We start from the raw sequence: 14,656 nt of genomic DNA on the forward strand, positions 1-14,656 counted from the left end.
AGTTCCGCGAGTGTCATACGGGAGTGCTCCGGTTTTCATTAAAAAATTATCGAGCTACGTCCAGTTTGTGGCCGAACGTCCGATTTGACTATCTTCTGAATATCGGAAAAATGTGTTTTGGCAATGGACGAGACTTATGCTACTAAATAACAGCTTGGGCTGTTTCTATAGTCAAAAAAACGGACGCATTTAGCGCCCGTTTTCATTCACGCCTTCACTTTCTCCCGCAATCGCCGTCCAATCACATCCATCAAATCACACCCATCCCGCAACGGAATGGCCAACAGCTGTGAAAAGTCCTTCAACACCACCGTGTCGCAACCTAGCTCGGCGCGGAAGGCAATATTTTCCAGCACCTGCGTCACCGTCCGAATCCGGTAATCAGCCGCAGCTTGCAAAACGTCGAGTGGCGCTCGGGTATCGATGAGCAGGGAGGCCGGGATCAGGTCGATTCCGGTGAGGGGCATGTATCTTTCCATAGGTAAAACTCCGATCAAGGTAAAAACTCAAAGCAAAAGCGCTTTGCAATCCCGATCGATCAGGTCGCCAAACCCGAATCGCCATTCTGGGCGACGGGCCCGACTATAAGCCTCATCCCAACACCCCGGTAGGTGACACATTCCGAGCTTTATGTAGGATTTTTTATCCCGTCCTAGGACCCACAATCACCCCCTCTGAATCAACCAAACCCCCGCCATAACATTCATCCAACTTTGTTCATCCCCGCAACCGCTATCCTCTAGAATCCCAACCCCCGCACCCAGGCCGGACCACCACTCAATGCAAACCCCCACCACCGCAAACCCCCTCTGGAAAACCTACCTCCTTTTCCTCGGCCCCATGGTCCTCTCCAATTTCCTCCAATCCATGTCGGGCACGGTCAACAGCATCTACATCGGCCAAATGCTCGGCACCCAAGCCCTGGCGGCCGTGTCCGGCATGTTCCCCATCGTGTTTTTCTTCATCGCCCTGGTCATCGGCCTCGGTGCAGGCGCGGGTGTGCTAATCGGCCAGGCTTGGGGTGCTAAAGAAGTACACCTGGTGAAAACCATCGCCGCGACCACGTTGCTGCTGGGCGCAATCATCGGGTTGGCGGCGGCCGTGCTGGGCAGTGTGTTTGCGCGGCCGGCGTTGCAGGGTTTGGGGACGCCGGCGGATGTGTTGGATGACGCGGTGGCGTATGCGCACGTGATGATGTGGATCATGCCGTCGCTGTTGGTGTACGTGTTGTTTACGCAGTTGCTGCGCGGGGTGAGCGATACGGTGTCGCCGCTGATTGCGTTAGTGGTGTCGACGTGTATCGGGCTGGCGCTGACGCCGGCGTTGATTCGCGGGTGGCTGGGTTTGCCGATGTTGGGGATTCAGAGTGCGGCGTATGCGGGGTTGGTGGGGAACCTGGCGGCGATGGGGTGGTTGGCGTGGCGGTTGATTCGGCGCGGGCATCCGTTGGCGCCGGATCGGGAGATGTTTGCGGCGATGCGCCTGGATCGGGTGATTATCGGCAAGGTGTTGCGCATTGGTTTGCCGACCGGGTTGCAGATGGTGGTGTTGTCGCTGTCGGAGCTGGTGATTCTGGCGCTGGTGAATCAGCACGGTTCGCAGGCGACGGCGGCGTATGGGGCGGTGACGCAGATCGTCAATTACGTGCAGTTTCCGGCGTTGTCGATTGCGATCACCGCGTCGATTCTCGGGGCGCAGGCGATTGGCGCGGCGCGGGTTGAGCGGATTGCGCCGATTCTGCGCACGGGGTTGTTGATCAATGTGTGCCTGACTGGTGGGTTGGTGGTGCTGGGGTATTTGCTGTCGCACTGGTTGCTGGGGTTGTTCCTCACCGAGGAGACGACGCGGGTGATGGCGGAGCATTTGCTGCACATCATGCTTTGGAGCCTGTTGGTGTTTGGCTTCCAGGCGATCATCAGCGGGATCATGCGCGCCAGCGGCACGGTGCTGGTGCCGATGGCGATCACGATTTTCTGTGTGCTCGGGGTGCAGTTGCCGGTGGCGTATGTGCTGGACGGGCAGTTTGGTTTGCAGGGTGTGTGGATGGCGTTTCCGGTGGCGTATCTGGGGATGCTGGTGTTGCAGACGCTGTATTACAAGCTGGTTTGGCAGCATCGGAAAATTGAGCGGTTGGTGTAGGAGGGCGGGGTTGTCGTTGGCCTTCTTCAGGCTGACAATCTGGCTGTAATGCGTACCATCAGGCGTGATCGCCTGGGGAGGTTTTCCGCATGAGCCCTTCATCGCCCACCCTTCTGCAAGACCGCGCCGCTGCCGGTCGACGGCTGGTGGAGCCGTTGCTCAAGTACGCGCAGCGCCCCGATGTGATTGTCCTCGCGTTGCCCCGTGGCGGTGTGCCGGTCGCTTATGAAGTGGTGATGGCGCTGGAGGTTCGCCTCGATCTGATGCTGGTGCGCAAGCTCGGGGTGCCGACCCATCAAGAGCTGGCGATGGGGGCGATTGCCAGCGGCGGTATTCAGATTCTCAATGAGAATGCGCTGCGGGCGCACCCGATCGATCAGGCGACGTTCGATGCGGTGGTCGCGCGGGAAACCCGTGAGTTGCTGCGGCGTGAGCAGGCTTATCGCGGAGCGCGGGCGCCGGTGCAGCTCAAGGATCAGGTGGTGATTCTGATCGACGATGGCCTGGCGACGGGCGCGTCGATGAGGGCGGCGATCCAGGCGGCGCGGGTGCAGGCGCCCTCGCGGATTGTCGTCGCGGTGCCGGTGGCGCCGGTTGAAACGGCGCAGGCGTTGCGCGGTGAGGTGGATGAGTTGGTGTGCCCGATCACGGCGGGCTGGTTCATGTCGATCGGGCATTGGTACATGGATTTTTCGCAGACGGCGGATGCGGAGGTGATCGGGTTGTTGCAGCGGGCGTGGCAGCGGTAACCGATGTGCGACCTGGATCGGCGATGGCCCCCCCAGCAGAGAGCCCGCACGGTCAAGACACTGCCTTCACATGCAGTCAACGGTAGCGGTCAATCAAGCGATCCCGAATAGTCTGAAGCCGGATTATGAACCCGACCCGCCCAAATCTTCGGTTTACGCTGATGCCACGGCAACGCCTGTTCCAACTGTCCCGCCAACCGCAGTAATACATCCTCCGCGCCAAATCGCGCGGCAAACTGCAGCCCGATCGGCAACCCCAGCGAGTGGGACATTCCCAATGGCAACGAAACCGCCGGTGTCCCCGCCACATTGAATACCGGCGTGAACGGTGAGTGTGCGAACACCCGCGCGGTCCACTGCAGGCCGTCCATGTGTTCGGCGCCAACGTTGTAGGTACCGAGCGTCTGCGGCAGGCGTGGCAAGGTTGGGGTCAGCAGCACGTCGATATCCTCGAACCACCCGGCCACGCTGCGGGAAATGAGGTTACGCACCTCCAGTGCCGAGGCGAAATCCACCGCGCGCGATTGCTGGCCGTAGGCGTAGCAGGCGAGGGTGGCGGGTTCCAGGGTGGTCAGGTCGATGGGCCGTGAAGTGGCAGTGGCGAGACCGTCGATCCAGCGTACGAGGGTGGCGCACCAGATATGCGCGTTGGCTTCGACGAAGGATTCCCAAGAGGTGCCGAGCGGGGCGCTGATGCGTTCGACGTGATGCCCGAGCGCTTCCAGTTCCCGCGCTACGACGTCGGTGCTGTCGGCAATCTCGGGGTCGAGTGCGGCGCCGTTCCACGGTGTGTCGAGCAGCCCGATGCGCAAGCGTCCTGGATCACGTCCCACCTGAGACAGAAACCCCTCGGCCGGCGCGGTGGTGTAGTAGGGATCCCCCGGCGCCTGTCCCTGAACAATGTCCATCAGTGCTGCGCTGTCACGCACGGTCCGCGACAGGCCGAGCTGTACGCCGAAACCGGCAAACACTTCGTCGAGCGCCGGACCGTTGGAGGCACGGCCACGGGTGGGTTTGAGCCCGACCAAACCATTGAATGCTGCGGGCACCCGAATCGAACCGGCCGCATCCGTCGCGTGGGCAATCGGGACAATGCCGGCAGCGACCGCCGCGCCAGAGCCGCCGCTCGATCCGCCAGCCGACCGTCGTGTGTCCCAGGGATTGCGGGTCGGACCTTGCAGGGTCGACTCGGTTTCGGTGCTGAACGCCATTTCCGGTGTGGTGGTGCGCCCGAGCGTGGCGAGACCGGCAGCGTTGAAGCGTTGCATCAGGTACGAGTCGGCTTCTGCCACCAGACCTTGTGCCAGGCGGCTCCCCAGCTCGACGCGCCGGCCGGCCGAGGTGATCGCCAGGTCTTTGATCAGGAATGGCACGCCGGCCAATGGGCCAGATCCTTCAGTCACGGTGGGAGACCAGTGTTCGATGACGGCGTTGATGTGCGGATTGACCTGTTGCAACGCGCTGATCGCCAATTCAGCCAACTCCGCAGAGGTGACTTCACCGGCCGCTACCAGTCGAGCGAGAGCAATACCGTCAAGGGCTGTGTATTCGTTGAGATTCATGGGGAGCTCCAGTTGGGAGACCCGATGATAGGTTGCACTCGCTGCGCCGATTAGCCCGTTAAACCGGTATGAAATATGCCATCAGTGGCACAATCGATTCGTCCTCATTGCTTAAGGCTGGCCCGACATGATCCGAGACTTGAACGACACGCTGGTTTTTGTGCGCGTGGTGCGCCTGGGCAGTTTCACTGCTGCTGCCCACGCCTTGCAGATTCCCAAGACCACCGTCAGCCGTCGAGTCCGCGAGTTGGAGCAGGCGATCGGTGTCCAGCTGTTGCGCCGAACCACGCGGCAGCTGAGCCTCACCGAAGCCGGGGCGGTTTACTTTGACCAGTGCAAGGACATCGCGTCCACGCTGGAGCATGCGGAACTGGCGGTGCATCAATTGCGCGACGGTCCGCGGGGCTGGTTGCGGGTGACGGTGCCGTATTCATTCGGGGTCAGTTGGTTTGCGCCGTTGGTGTCCGGGTTTCGCCAGGCATACCCGGAAATCAAACTGGAGATTCTGGCCTCCCACGTGCCGCTGGATCTGGTGGCGGACGAGATCGATGTGGCGCTGCGACTTGGGGCCCTGCCGGACTCCAGTCTGATTGCCCGGCGCCTCGCCAGCTACGCCACCGGCATTTACGCCGCGCCGGATTACCTTGCCCGACATGGCCAGCCAACCACGCCCGAAGAGCTGATCGAGCACCGTGCATTGGTGTTGCATCAGGCACGGCGCGATGTGGGGTATGTCTGGCCGATGCGCAGGACGGGTGCCAAGTTCCGTCACTACCAAGTCGAACCGTCTGTGATCGCCAACGACCCGGCGCTGTTGAAGGAGGCGCTGTGTGCGGGTGAAGGGCTGAGCCTGGGTATGGATCAGAGTATGCAGGCGGATGTGCAAGCCGGGCGGTTGTGCCGGGTATTGCCGGACTGGATCGGGCCGCCGCAGGACCTCAACGCGGTGACGGCTCGCGAGCATTTGCCCTCACCGAAGGTTACTGCGTTTATCGGGTTTCTGAAGGCGCAGATATCGTCGTAGGGGAGGGCGACGCGGTTGGTACCGTTCGTCTGCAAAGCCGAGGACGACCTATTGACACAAGAACGGCTCTGGTCGAATATTGATACATCGCATACGACACGATCGAATACGATAAGAAATCAAACCCCATCGCATAACAAAGGATTCACCCCCATGAGCAAGATCGAAAAAGTCCTGGCCACCGGCAAAACCCACACCACCGCCAGCACTGCCGGCAGCGGCCATAACGGCAGCCTCGACATCACCTTGTCGTCGCCGGGCAGCGCCAAACCTGCCCATGTTTTCGCCGGGACCCAACCGCATCCGGCTGCCGAGCAACTGTTCGCCGGTGCATGGTCGGCTTGCTACACCGCCGCGGTCGGCCTGGTTGCCAATGACTTGAACGTGGTGCTGCCCGCCGACTTTTCCGTCGACATCGAAGTCGATCTCGGTCAAACCGCCGGGGCTTATTTCCTGCAAGCCCGGTTGACCCTGCGCGTGCCTGGCCTGCCACTCGACATCGCCACCACGCTGGCGCACACCGCCGATCAGATCTGCCCGTACTCGAAAGCAACACGGGGCAATATTGATGTGGCCCTGAACGTCCTCACCGCCTGATTTTTTTGCACTAAATATCGCATGCGATAAAAGCGTATACGCAAACAGTCTAACCTTAGAGAGAACCATCATGAGCAAGATCGAAAAAGTCCTGGCCACCGGTAAAACCCACACCACCCTGAGCGCTGCTGGCACCACTTCGCGCGGCCATAACGGCAACCTCGACATCGTGCTGTCGTCCCCGGGCAGCGCAAAACCGGCGCACGAGTTTTCCAACGCGCTGCCACACCCGACCGCCGAGCAATTGTTCGCCGGCGCCTGGTCGGCCTGCTACTCCGCAGCTGTCGGTCTGGTGGCCAAGGAACTGAAAGTGACACTTCCGGCCGACACCGCCGTAGACATCGAAGTCGACCTGGGCCAGACCGGCAACGCGTACTTCCTGCAGGCTCGCCTGACCCTGCGCGTACCGGGCCTGCCACAAGAAGTGGCGACGCAACTGGCGCACGAGGCCGACCAGATCTGCCCGTACTCGAAAGCCACACGCGGCAATATCGAGGTGGTTCTGAACGCCGTCACCGAGTAAGCCCTCGGCACGGCCGGTTCGACTTCGCGAGGCGGGGCGAACCGGCCGTCGGGCTTCACGACGGGTAACCGGGTCACTACCGATACTGTCGCGTACGACGTATAGTCTGGCGCTTGCGAACCGTCCGTTTCTGGCCCAAAGAGGAAGCCCATGAAAACCACTGACGAGCTGGAAACCGCTGACCTTAAACTGTCTGAATTCCTGTGTTTTGCGGTCTATTCCACCAACCTGGCCTTCGGCAAGGCTTACAAACCACTGCTCGAACAACTCGGCCTGACGTACACCCAGTACATCACCCTGGTTGCGCTCTGGGAGGCAGACGATCAAACCGTCGGCAGCCTGGGCGAAAAGCTGTTCCTCGAATCCAACACACTCACGCCGATCCTGAAAAAACTCGAGGCGATGGGTTATCTGCTGCGCCAGCGCGATCCCGAAGACGAGCGGCAAGTGCGGATCAAACTGACCCAGCAAGGCCGGGCGCTGCGGGAGAACCAACCGGAAAGCGGGCTCGCCGACGCCACGGGACTGACGCCGGAAGAATTTGTGGTGCTGCAAAAGTCGGTGGTGAAACTGCGCAACAATCTGATCAAATCGACGAAAGCCACCGACTGACAACAGAGCCTCGCTGAGGTAGTCCCATGAATCGTCGCGTTTCGCGTTCCGTCGTCTGTATTTCTGCGCTCACGTTCGGCGTGTTGTCCGGTGCGGAGGCGGTCGAATACAAGCAGGTCAATGCGACGGCCAGCACGCTCTCGTTCACCTACAACCAGTTCAGTTCGCGGGTCTACGGCACCTTCAGCCAGTTCGAAGGCACGCTGGATTTTGACACCGCGAACCCCTCGGCGGCCCACGCCGCGCTGACGATCCAGCTCGACAGCATCGATGCCGGCAGCAGTGATGCCAACGAAGAACTGAAAAAGCCCGCCTGGTTCGACACGGCCAACTCGCCGGTGGCGACGTTTGATTCGACGGCGGTGAAAGCCTTGGGCGACAACCGTTATTCGATCACCGGCAAGCTCACGCTCAGGGGTATTACCAAGGTGGTGGACGTGCCGGTGGTGCTGAAGGCCGAAAACGCCATCGGCATCTTCGACGGTCAACTGACCCTCAAACGCAGCGACTTCAAAATCGGCGAAGGCGAGTTCGCGGACACGGTGGTTTCCGACGACATCAACATTCGTTTCCGCATGGTGGCGCCGGAGCAATAGCGTTCACCAGGTGATGGCGTCAGGTCAGTCAACTAATCGGGTGACTGACACTGCGCCATCGCCGGCAAGCCGGCTCCTACAGGGTCGTGGCACTCCGCAATTCATCCGACACCGCCGACATCGTAGGAGCCAGCTTGCTGGCGATGGCGCCCGGTCAGTCAATCAATCAGGCGACTGATACTCCGCTATCGCCGGCAAGCCGGCTCCTACAGGGTCGTGGCGCTGCACATTTCGTCTGACACCACCGAAATTGTAGGAGCCAGCTTGCTGGCGATGGCGTCCGGTCAGTCAATCAATCGGGCGACTGACACTCCGCGATCGCCGGCAAGCCGGCTCCTACAGGATCGTGGCGCTGCACATTTCGTCTGACACCACCGAAATTGTAGGAGCCAGCTTGCTGGCGATGGCGTCCGGTCAGTCAATCAATCGGGCGACTGACACTCCGCGATCGCCGGCAAGCCGGCTCCTACAGGGTTGGGGCGCTGCACATTTCGTCTGACACCACCGAAATTGTAGGAGCCAGCTTGCTGGCGATGGCGTCCGGTCAGTCAATCAATCGGCGACTGACACTCCGCGATCGCCGGCAAACCGGCTCCTACACGGTTGGGTATGGAGATGATCCCGCCTCAGATCCTGTCGATCGGCACGCCGTGGTTGTTCTTCCACATCAACACCACGGCACTGGCGATCACGGCGACCACGATCAGGTAGATGTTGAACATCCACCCCATGTTCTCCGAGTACAGCCAGGTCGTCAGGTACGACGCGGTTCCGCCAAACACCGCCACGCCCAGGGAAATGCAAACCCCGAACATCCGCGTGCGGTAGCGCGTCGGAATCTGTTCCGAGATCGACGCCGGTTTGCACCCGGTGATAAAGCCCACCAACAGCAATCCGGCGGTCTGCGCCACCATCAATGTCCACGGCTCGCTGGAGATCAGCCCCCACAGCGGGAACAACGTCGCCGCAATCCCGAGCAGGGAGATCAACGCGGAAATCTTGCGGCCCCACTGATCGGAGATCCAGCCCGAGATCGGCAGGAACACCAGGTAAATCACCTGCGCGATGCAGCTCATGGTGAACGCACTGCGCGGGTCCATGCCCTTGACGCTGATGGCGTAGATCGACGCCGATGTGACCCACGTGTAGTACGTCAACGTGGCGCCCGCTTCATAGAGAAACAACCGCACGCCGTGCTGAATGATCGTGCCGCGACTCCACGCCGGCTCTTCGGACGCAGCGCCGGCACTCGGGCTGTGCTCGCTTTCCATCATGTTGCGGCGCAGCCACAGGGCGAACACCGCCAGCAGGCCACCGGTGGCGAACGGGATGCGCCAGCCCCATTCCTGCATTTCGCTGACCGACAGCCACGAGGTCAGCAACGCCATGTAGAACGTCGCCAGCAGCGAGCCGCAACCGACGGCGAGGAACACCGTGCTCGACCACAATCCACGGCGTTTCGGCGGGGCGATTTCGGCGATGTAGGCGTAGGAGGTGGTGGTTTCCCCGCCGTGGGCAAAACCCTGCACCAGCCTGGCCAGCAACAGCAGTGCCGAGGCCCAGCTGCCAATGGATTCATAGGACGGAATGAAGGCGATCAGCAGACTCGCACCGGCCATCAGCAACATGGTGCTGAGCAAGACCGCGCGCCTGCCAAGCTTGTCGGCGAGGATGCCGAAGAAAATGCCGCCAATCGGCCGTAACAGGAACCCGGCCGCGAACACCGCCAGCGTATTGAGCAGGGCAGAGGTGGCGTTGCTCTTATCGAAGAGTGCTGCGGCGATGTACACCGATGCGACGGTGTAGATGGTCCAGTCGAACCACTCCAGCAGGTTGCCGACGCCGGTGGCCATCAATGACTTTCTACGCAGGGTGGTACGTGTTTTGGCCTGCCCGATCGAATAGTCGGGCATGGTCTCGGTGATGTTATTCATTGTTGGCTCCGAGATGTTTCATGAACCACGGGATGTGGTGGGCAGCGATGAGTTGCGTAAGGCTCCCTGAAAAAACGAGGTGTCCCTGAACACACAATCCCGTAGGAGCCAGCTTGCTGGCGATCCAGGCACCGCGGTGTGTCAGGCGCACCGTGGTGATTTCATCGCCGGCAAGCCGGCTCCTACAGGGGGGCGTGGGTCAGGCGCGCAGATGCGCCAGCGCCACTTCCTCGATGCCGGCAGCATCCAGTTTGTAGTGCTCGTACAAGTGCGTCGGCGGGGCGATCAGGCTGTATTCGTCGTAGATGCCGTGGCGCTTGAGCTTCACGCCGACGCCTTCGTCCGCCAGCACTTCGGCCACCGCCGCACCCAGGCCACCGAGCACGTTGTGCTCTTCGACGGTCATCATCCGTTTGCTGCGGGCCGCGGCGCGCAGGATGGCGTCGCGGTCGATCGGCTTGATCGACGCCATGTCGATCACGCCCACCGAGTGCCCCGCGGCATTCATTTTGCGAGCCGCCGCCAAGGCCGGATGCACGGTGATCCCGCAGGCAATGATGGTCAGTTCCTCACCTTCGAAATGCTCATGGGCCTTGCCGAATTCGAAGACCACGCCGTCCTCGTAAACGATCGGATCGCGACCGCGACCGATGCGGAAATACACCGGCTTGTCGTAGGTGGCCGACGCTTTGATCGCAGCCACCAGTTGTGCGCCGTCCGCCGGCGAAACCACCGCCAGGTCGGCGATCGAGCGCATGGTGGCGATGTCTTCGGTGGCATGGTGCGAGGTGCCGTAGAAGCCCAGGGAAATGCCGGTGTGGTGACCGATCAGGCGCACCGGTTGTGCCGAGTAGGCGACGTCCATGCGGATCTGCTCGCAGCACAGCAACCCGAGGAACGAAGCGAAGGTCGCCACGAACGGCATCACCCCGCAGGTGGCCAGGCCGGCAGCGGCGGTGACCATGTTCTGCTCCGAGATGCCGAATTGCAGGTAGCGCTCGGGGTAGCGGCTGGCGAATTTGTTCAGGCCGTTGGAGTACTGCAAGTCGGCGGAACCGGCCATCACCGGGTAACCGGCCTCGGTCAGTTCGATCAGCGCATCCGACAAATAGGACAGGCCCGGGTTGAGCGCGTTAAGGCCGCGGTACTGCCAGGAATTGGGGGAAAGAGGGGCATTCATGTTCAGATCTCCATGGCTTCAATTTCAGCGATAGCGCGTTTGGCGTCTTCCGGGTCGAGGTAACCGAGGTGCCAGCCGGGTTCGGTTTCCATGTAGGAAACGCCTTTGCCCTTGACGGTCCTGGCGATGATGCACACCGGCTTGTCGCGGGTTTCATCGGCTTTGACACGGCGCAGGGTCTCGGTCACTTCGGCGATGTTGTGGCCGTCGATGACGTGCACTTCCCAGCCGAACGCGCGCCATTTTTCGTCCAGCGGCTCGATGCCGATCACGTCGTCGACCGAACCGTCGAGCTGGAAACCGTTGCGGTCGACGATCGCGATCAGGTGTTTGGCCTTGTGATGAGCGGCGCTCATCGCGGCTTCCCAGACCTGGCCTTCCTGCATTTCACCGTCGCCGAGCATGACGAACACGTCGTAGGTTTCGCCGGTGAAACGCTGGGCCAGGCACATGCCCAGGCCGCCGGAGAGCGCGTGGCCGATGGAGCCGGAAGAGAAGTCGATGCCGGGCACTTTGCGCATGTCAGGGTGATCACCCAGAGGACTGCCCAGGCGGGTGTATTCATCGAGCCATTCCTTGGGGAAGACACCGAGGTCCGCGAGGATCGGGAACTGGCCCACGGCGGCATGGCCTTTGCCCATCAGGAAACGGTCGCGGCCGGGCCACTTCGGCTCGTCGGGGCGGATGGTCATCACGTCGTAGTACAGCGCCGAGAACAATTCGGCGGCGGAAAACACCGAGGTGTAGTGGCCGGTCTTGGCGATTTCAATCAGGCGGATGGTTTCCAGGCGGACGAATTTCGCCCGGTCTTTCAACATCCTCACGGTCTCGGTGGACGGCACAAAATTGCTGGCTTTCCACTGTTCGAGTGTTTTGCGGGGTGCAGACATCTCTACCTCCAATCACAGGCATGAATTTGTTGAAGTTGAATCTCGGTGGCGGGGTGTGAACTTCAACGGGGTGGTTGTGTGTTCAACGGCGCCGGGGCAGTGCTCAGTGGGCCAGGCCTTCGAGCGCGCGCATCGCTGCGATCAGTTCGTCGCACGTCAGTGCGCCGCCCGAGACCGAGGCAAAGTTGCGTGCATGCGGGGCTTTCAAGGTGGGTTCCGCCACCTGCATCAACAGTGCATCGTCGACGTGGGTGACGCCGAGTTCGGCGAGGTTGCGCGGCAGGCCGATGCGTTGATAGAAGCTCAACATGTCGCCCATGAGTTCGGCGTCGCGATCCTCCAGCACCAACTGCACGAGCAAGCCGTAGGCGACCTGGAAGCCGTGAACCTGCTGCTGCGCGCCGGGGATTTTCGACAGGCCGCGGGTCATCGCGTGGGCAATGGACAAGCCACCGCTTTCGAAGCCCAGGCCGCTCATCAATAGCACCGCTTCAATCAAGTAGTCGAACGCGACGGTGACTTCGCCGGTGCCGGCCTGGGCCAGCGCCGGTTCGGCGTATTGACGCAGCACGTGGTAGCACTCGCGTGCCAGCGCCAGGCCCGACAGTGCCGGGCGCGCGCCGAACATGTTCACGCCACCGGACTTGAAGCACTGCTCGGCCTCGAATTTTTTCGTCAGCGCATCGGCAATGCCCGCGAGCAGAAACTGGCGCGGTGCCTGGGCGATCAGCGAGGTGTCCACCAGCACGTAGCGCGGGCTGACCAGCAAGTGACCGACTTCGCTCAGTTGATGATGGGCGTCGTAGACCACGTAGTTTTTCGAGGTCGGCGCATCGTTGGAGGCTACGGTCGGCATGGTGACCAGCGCGCGACCCGAGGTGTGGGCGAGGGCTTTGCCGGCGTCGATGCATTTGCCGCCACCGACGGCCAGGATCATGTCGAACTCGACCTTGGCGGCCGCTTTGCGCAGATCGGCAATGCCGTCGGCAGTGATCTCGCCATCGAAGGTGAGGTAGTGCAACTCGACCTCGGACCGTGCGCAGGTGTCATCGAGCCGTTGGCGGATCAGGCCGAGTACATAGCTGTCGATGACCACCACGGCCCGGCGTCCGCAGTGTGCTAGCCAGGTACCCGCCTGAGCGAGCACTTCAGTGCCCTGGACGTACCGTCCGGGCGAGCCGAAAACCAGATTCATTCAGCACCTCTCACTGTGTTGCTTCTTGTTATTCGAGGACCCGGCGACAGGTTGCCGGTGCCTCGGTCTTGTTGTGATGCATGATATATCATGTTTTTAAACGGTCAAGCGCTCAAGCGACGAGATGACGTCAGGCGATGGAATAACCGCCGTCAACCGGCAACGTTGTACCCGTCACGTAGCGCGCGTTGTCCGAAACCAGGAAGGCGATCACGTTGGCCACGTCTTGCGGCGCACCCCAGGCCTTCATCGGAATGCGCGCCATGATGCCTTCGGAACGTGCCGGGTCCTCGAACGCCCGACGCGACAGGTTAGTGAGAATCCAGCCCGGCGCCACGGCGTTGGCCCTCACGCCATCGGTCGCCCAGGCCACCGCCATGCAGCGTGTCAGCTCGCTGATCGCCGCTTTGCTCGAGGCGTAGGCCGGGGTCTTGGCAGAACCGAAAATTCCCCACATCGAGGCGAAATTCACTACCGCCCCGCGAGCGGCTTTCAGGCCGGGCAGGGCCGCGTTGGTGATGCGCAACACGGCGCTCAGGTTGACGTCCATGACCCGGTTGAAGCCTTCCAGTTCCCATTCGCGATTGTGGTCAATGATGCCGGCGGCATTGACGATGGCATCGACTCGCTCGAACTGCTCGAAGAAACCGGTTACCGCCTCGTCGTTGGTCACGTCGAGTTCCTGATAATGAATACCTTCGATACGTTGCTCGGGTTCGCCGAGGCCCACGGTGAACACTTCATAACCGTCGTCGTGCAGACGTTGTGCCGTGGCCAGGCCGATGCCGGAGCCACCGCCGGTGACGATTGCAGTTTTTTTCATGGTCTTTCCTTTGTGAGAGGAGGGCGCGTCAAACGCCCGATTTGGAAAACAAAAATTCGGCGAGAAGATCGATCTGGCCGGTGATCATGTGCGCGCCTTTATGGATCACGCAGCCACGTTCGGCGGCAGCGCTCAGTAGCGGGGTAATGTCCGGGTTCATCACCACCTCGCCGACCACTGTGCCGGGGGCGAGGGTGTCGACGGGGAGCGGTAGCGGGTCGTCGGCCTTGAGGCCCAGCGCCGTGCCGTTGATCACCACGTCGAATCCGGTTGCGTCGCTGGGGCCGGCATTGATCGACCGACCGGGAAACATCTGGCGCAGCTCGCGGACCAGTTCTTCGGCCTTGGCCGGTGTGCGATTGCTGATGACCAATTCTTCGATCGCTTCGGCGAGCAACGCATGGGCGATGCCGGTGGCCGCGCCGCCCGCACCGAGGAGCAAAACGCGCTTGTGGCGAAGGTCATGGCCCTGTTTTTTCAGGCCGCCGACAAAGCCGTCGCCATCGAACATGCGTCCGCTGAAACGCCCGTCGGGCAGGCGTTTGGCGACATTGCATACGTTCAGCAAACTGGCCGTTCCCTTGAGTTCATCGCACAATTTCGCCACCTCCAGCTTGTGCGGCACGGTGACAATCACCCCCGCCAGGTTTTCAATCCCGCGCAAACCTTCCCACGCGGTGGCGAGGTTGTCCGGTGAGACTTCCCAGGGCACCAGCACGCCGTCGTAGCCGAGCCGTTCCAGCAACGGGTTGAAGAATTCCGGGGTGCGCAAGTGTTTGGCCGGGTAGGTCAAATGGACGACGACTCGGGTTTTACCGCTGATGGGCATGTC

General features: G+C 61.4%; 15 protein-coding genes. 7 read left to right on the forward strand and 8 right to left on the reverse strand.

Annotation, left to right across the window (positions count from 1 at the left end):
- Positions 1 to 206 precede the first annotated feature (206 nt).
- Positions 207 to 479, reverse strand: coding sequence for a hypothetical protein (locus ACF6ZU_RS24535; RefSeq protein WP_392887803.1), 273 nt, complete (start codon positions 477 to 479; stop codon positions 207 to 209).
- A 301-nt stretch (positions 480 to 780) separates the two neighbouring features.
- Here ACF6ZU_RS24535 and ACF6ZU_RS24540 point away from each other — a divergent pair, with 301 nt between their 5' ends.
- Positions 781 to 2,139 carry an MATE family efflux transporter gene (locus ACF6ZU_RS24540; RefSeq protein ID WP_392887805.1) on the forward strand — a complete coding sequence of 453 codons (1,359 nt, stop codon included), beginning with the start codon at positions 781 to 783 and terminating at the stop codon, positions 2,137 to 2,139.
- An 89-nt stretch (positions 2,140 to 2,228) separates the two neighbouring features.
- Complete coding sequence (locus tag ACF6ZU_RS24545; protein WP_392887806.1) at positions 2,229 to 2,888, forward strand: phosphoribosyltransferase; 660 nt, start codon at positions 2,229 to 2,231, stop codon at positions 2,886 to 2,888.
- An 89-nt stretch (positions 2,889 to 2,977) separates the two neighbouring features.
- Here ACF6ZU_RS24545 and ACF6ZU_RS24550 read toward each other — a convergent pair whose 3' ends face one another.
- Positions 2,978 to 4,450, reverse strand: coding sequence for an amidase (locus ACF6ZU_RS24550; RefSeq protein WP_392887808.1), 1,473 nt, complete (start codon positions 4,448 to 4,450; stop codon positions 2,978 to 2,980).
- Positions 4,451 to 4,577: 127 nt separating this feature from the next.
- Between ACF6ZU_RS24550 and ACF6ZU_RS24555 the strand changes: the two genes are divergently transcribed.
- The 5 genes from ACF6ZU_RS24555 to ACF6ZU_RS24575 all read left to right on the forward strand — a co-directional run bounded on the left by ACF6ZU_RS24555 (position 4,578) and on the right by ACF6ZU_RS24575 (position 7,802).
- A complete protein-coding gene (locus ACF6ZU_RS24555) occupies positions 4,578 to 5,474 on the forward strand; it encodes a LysR substrate-binding domain-containing protein (protein WP_392887809.1) in 897 nt (298 codons plus the stop codon).
- Positions 5,475 to 5,627: 153 nt separating this feature from the next.
- Positions 5,628 to 6,071, forward strand: a complete 444-nt coding sequence (locus tag ACF6ZU_RS24560) for an Ohr family peroxiredoxin (protein ID WP_392887810.1) — start codon at positions 5,628 to 5,630, stop codon at positions 6,069 to 6,071.
- A 70-nt stretch (positions 6,072 to 6,141) separates the two neighbouring features.
- Positions 6,142 to 6,594 (forward strand): Ohr family peroxiredoxin, encoded by a 453-nt coding sequence (locus ACF6ZU_RS24565; protein ID WP_392887812.1) that lies wholly within the window; start codon positions 6,142 to 6,144, stop codon positions 6,592 to 6,594.
- Between the two features lie 150 nt (positions 6,595 to 6,744).
- Positions 6,745 to 7,206, forward strand: a complete 462-nt coding sequence (locus ACF6ZU_RS24570; protein ID WP_392887813.1) for a MarR family winged helix-turn-helix transcriptional regulator — start codon at positions 6,745 to 6,747, stop codon at positions 7,204 to 7,206.
- Between the two features lie 26 nt (positions 7,207 to 7,232).
- The gene (locus ACF6ZU_RS24575; protein ID WP_392887814.1) at positions 7,233 to 7,802 is read left to right on the forward strand and encodes a YceI family protein; all 570 of its coding nucleotides are present in this window, start codon (positions 7,233 to 7,235) and stop codon (positions 7,800 to 7,802) included.
- Positions 7,803 to 8,428: 626 nt separating this feature from the next.
- Here ACF6ZU_RS24575 and ACF6ZU_RS24580 read toward each other — a convergent pair.
- From ACF6ZU_RS24580 to ACF6ZU_RS24605, 6 genes are all read right to left on the reverse strand, one after another.
- The gene (locus tag ACF6ZU_RS24580; RefSeq protein WP_392887815.1) at positions 8,429 to 9,736 is read right to left on the reverse strand and encodes an MFS transporter; all 1,308 of its coding nucleotides are present in this window, start codon (positions 9,734 to 9,736) and stop codon (positions 8,429 to 8,431) included.
- A gap of 199 nt (positions 9,737 to 9,935) precedes the next feature.
- Complete coding sequence (locus tag ACF6ZU_RS24585; protein WP_392887816.1) at positions 9,936 to 10,916, reverse strand: transketolase family protein; 981 nt, start codon at positions 10,914 to 10,916, stop codon at positions 9,936 to 9,938.
- Positions 10,917 to 10,918: 2 nt separating this feature from the next.
- Positions 10,919 to 11,806, reverse strand: a complete 888-nt coding sequence (locus ACF6ZU_RS24590) for a transketolase (protein ID WP_392887818.1) — start codon at positions 11,804 to 11,806, stop codon at positions 10,919 to 10,921.
- Between the two features lie 103 nt (positions 11,807 to 11,909).
- Positions 11,910 to 13,001, reverse strand: a complete 1,092-nt coding sequence (locus ACF6ZU_RS24595) for a glycerol dehydrogenase (protein ID WP_392887820.1) — start codon at positions 12,999 to 13,001, stop codon at positions 11,910 to 11,912.
- A 130-nt stretch (positions 13,002 to 13,131) separates the two neighbouring features.
- Entirely contained in the window at positions 13,132 to 13,824 is a 693-nt protein-coding gene (locus tag ACF6ZU_RS24600; protein ID WP_392887822.1) for an SDR family NAD(P)-dependent oxidoreductase, read from the reverse strand.
- A gap of 28 nt (positions 13,825 to 13,852) precedes the next feature.
- Complete coding sequence (locus ACF6ZU_RS24605) at positions 13,853 to 14,653, reverse strand: shikimate dehydrogenase family protein (RefSeq protein WP_392887824.1); 801 nt, start codon at positions 14,651 to 14,653, stop codon at positions 13,853 to 13,855.
- Positions 14,654 to 14,656 lie beyond the last annotated feature (3 nt).

The sequence above is a fragment of the Pseudomonas migulae genome (genome assembly GCF_043225285.1).
In the GTDB taxonomy this organism is placed as follows: domain Bacteria; phylum Pseudomonadota; class Gammaproteobacteria; order Pseudomonadales; family Pseudomonadaceae; genus Aquipseudomonas; species Aquipseudomonas migulae_C.

Excerpts from the sequence above, each read along its gene's own strand:
- ACF6ZU_RS24595 (WP_392887820.1), bottom strand. The coding sequence starts at position 13,001 with ATGAATCTGGTTTTCGGCTCGCCCGGACGGTACGTCCAGGGCACTGAA.
- ACF6ZU_RS24565 (WP_392887812.1), top strand. The coding sequence starts at position 6,142 with ATGAGCAAGATCGAAAAAGTCCTGGCCACCGGTAAAACCCACACCACC.
- ACF6ZU_RS24540 (WP_392887805.1), top strand. The coding sequence starts at position 781 with ATGCAAACCCCCACCACCGCAAACCCCCTCTGGAAAACCTACCTCCTT.
- ACF6ZU_RS24550 (WP_392887808.1), bottom strand. The coding sequence starts at position 4,450 with ATGAATCTCAACGAATACACAGCCCTTGACGGTATTGCTCTCGCTCGA.
- ACF6ZU_RS24560 (WP_392887810.1), top strand. The coding sequence starts at position 5,628 with ATGAGCAAGATCGAAAAAGTCCTGGCCACCGGCAAAACCCACACCACC.
- ACF6ZU_RS24590 (WP_392887818.1), bottom strand. The coding sequence starts at position 11,806 with ATGTCTGCACCCCGCAAAACACTCGAACAGTGGAAAGCCAGCAATTTT.
- ACF6ZU_RS24605 (WP_392887824.1), bottom strand. The coding sequence starts at position 14,653 with ATGCCCATCAGCGGTAAAACCCGAGTCGTCGTCCATTTGACCTACCCG.
- ACF6ZU_RS24555 (WP_392887809.1), top strand. The coding sequence starts at position 4,578 with ATGATCCGAGACTTGAACGACACGCTGGTTTTTGTGCGCGTGGTGCGC.
- ACF6ZU_RS24580 (WP_392887815.1), bottom strand. The coding sequence starts at position 9,736 with ATGAATAACATCACCGAGACCATGCCCGACTATTCGATCGGGCAGGCC.
- ACF6ZU_RS24570 (WP_392887813.1), top strand. The coding sequence starts at position 6,745 with ATGAAAACCACTGACGAGCTGGAAACCGCTGACCTTAAACTGTCTGAA.
- ACF6ZU_RS24545 (WP_392887806.1), top strand. The coding sequence starts at position 2,229 with ATGAGCCCTTCATCGCCCACCCTTCTGCAAGACCGCGCCGCTGCCGGT.
- ACF6ZU_RS24535 (WP_392887803.1), bottom strand. The coding sequence starts at position 479 with ATGGAAAGATACATGCCCCTCACCGGAATCGACCTGATCCCGGCCTCC.
- ACF6ZU_RS24575 (WP_392887814.1), top strand. The coding sequence starts at position 7,233 with ATGAATCGTCGCGTTTCGCGTTCCGTCGTCTGTATTTCTGCGCTCACG.
- ACF6ZU_RS24585 (WP_392887816.1), bottom strand. The coding sequence starts at position 10,916 with ATGAATGCCCCTCTTTCCCCCAATTCCTGGCAGTACCGCGGCCTTAAC.
- ACF6ZU_RS24600 (WP_392887822.1), bottom strand. The coding sequence starts at position 13,824 with ATGAAAAAAACTGCAATCGTCACCGGCGGTGGCTCCGGCATCGGCCTG.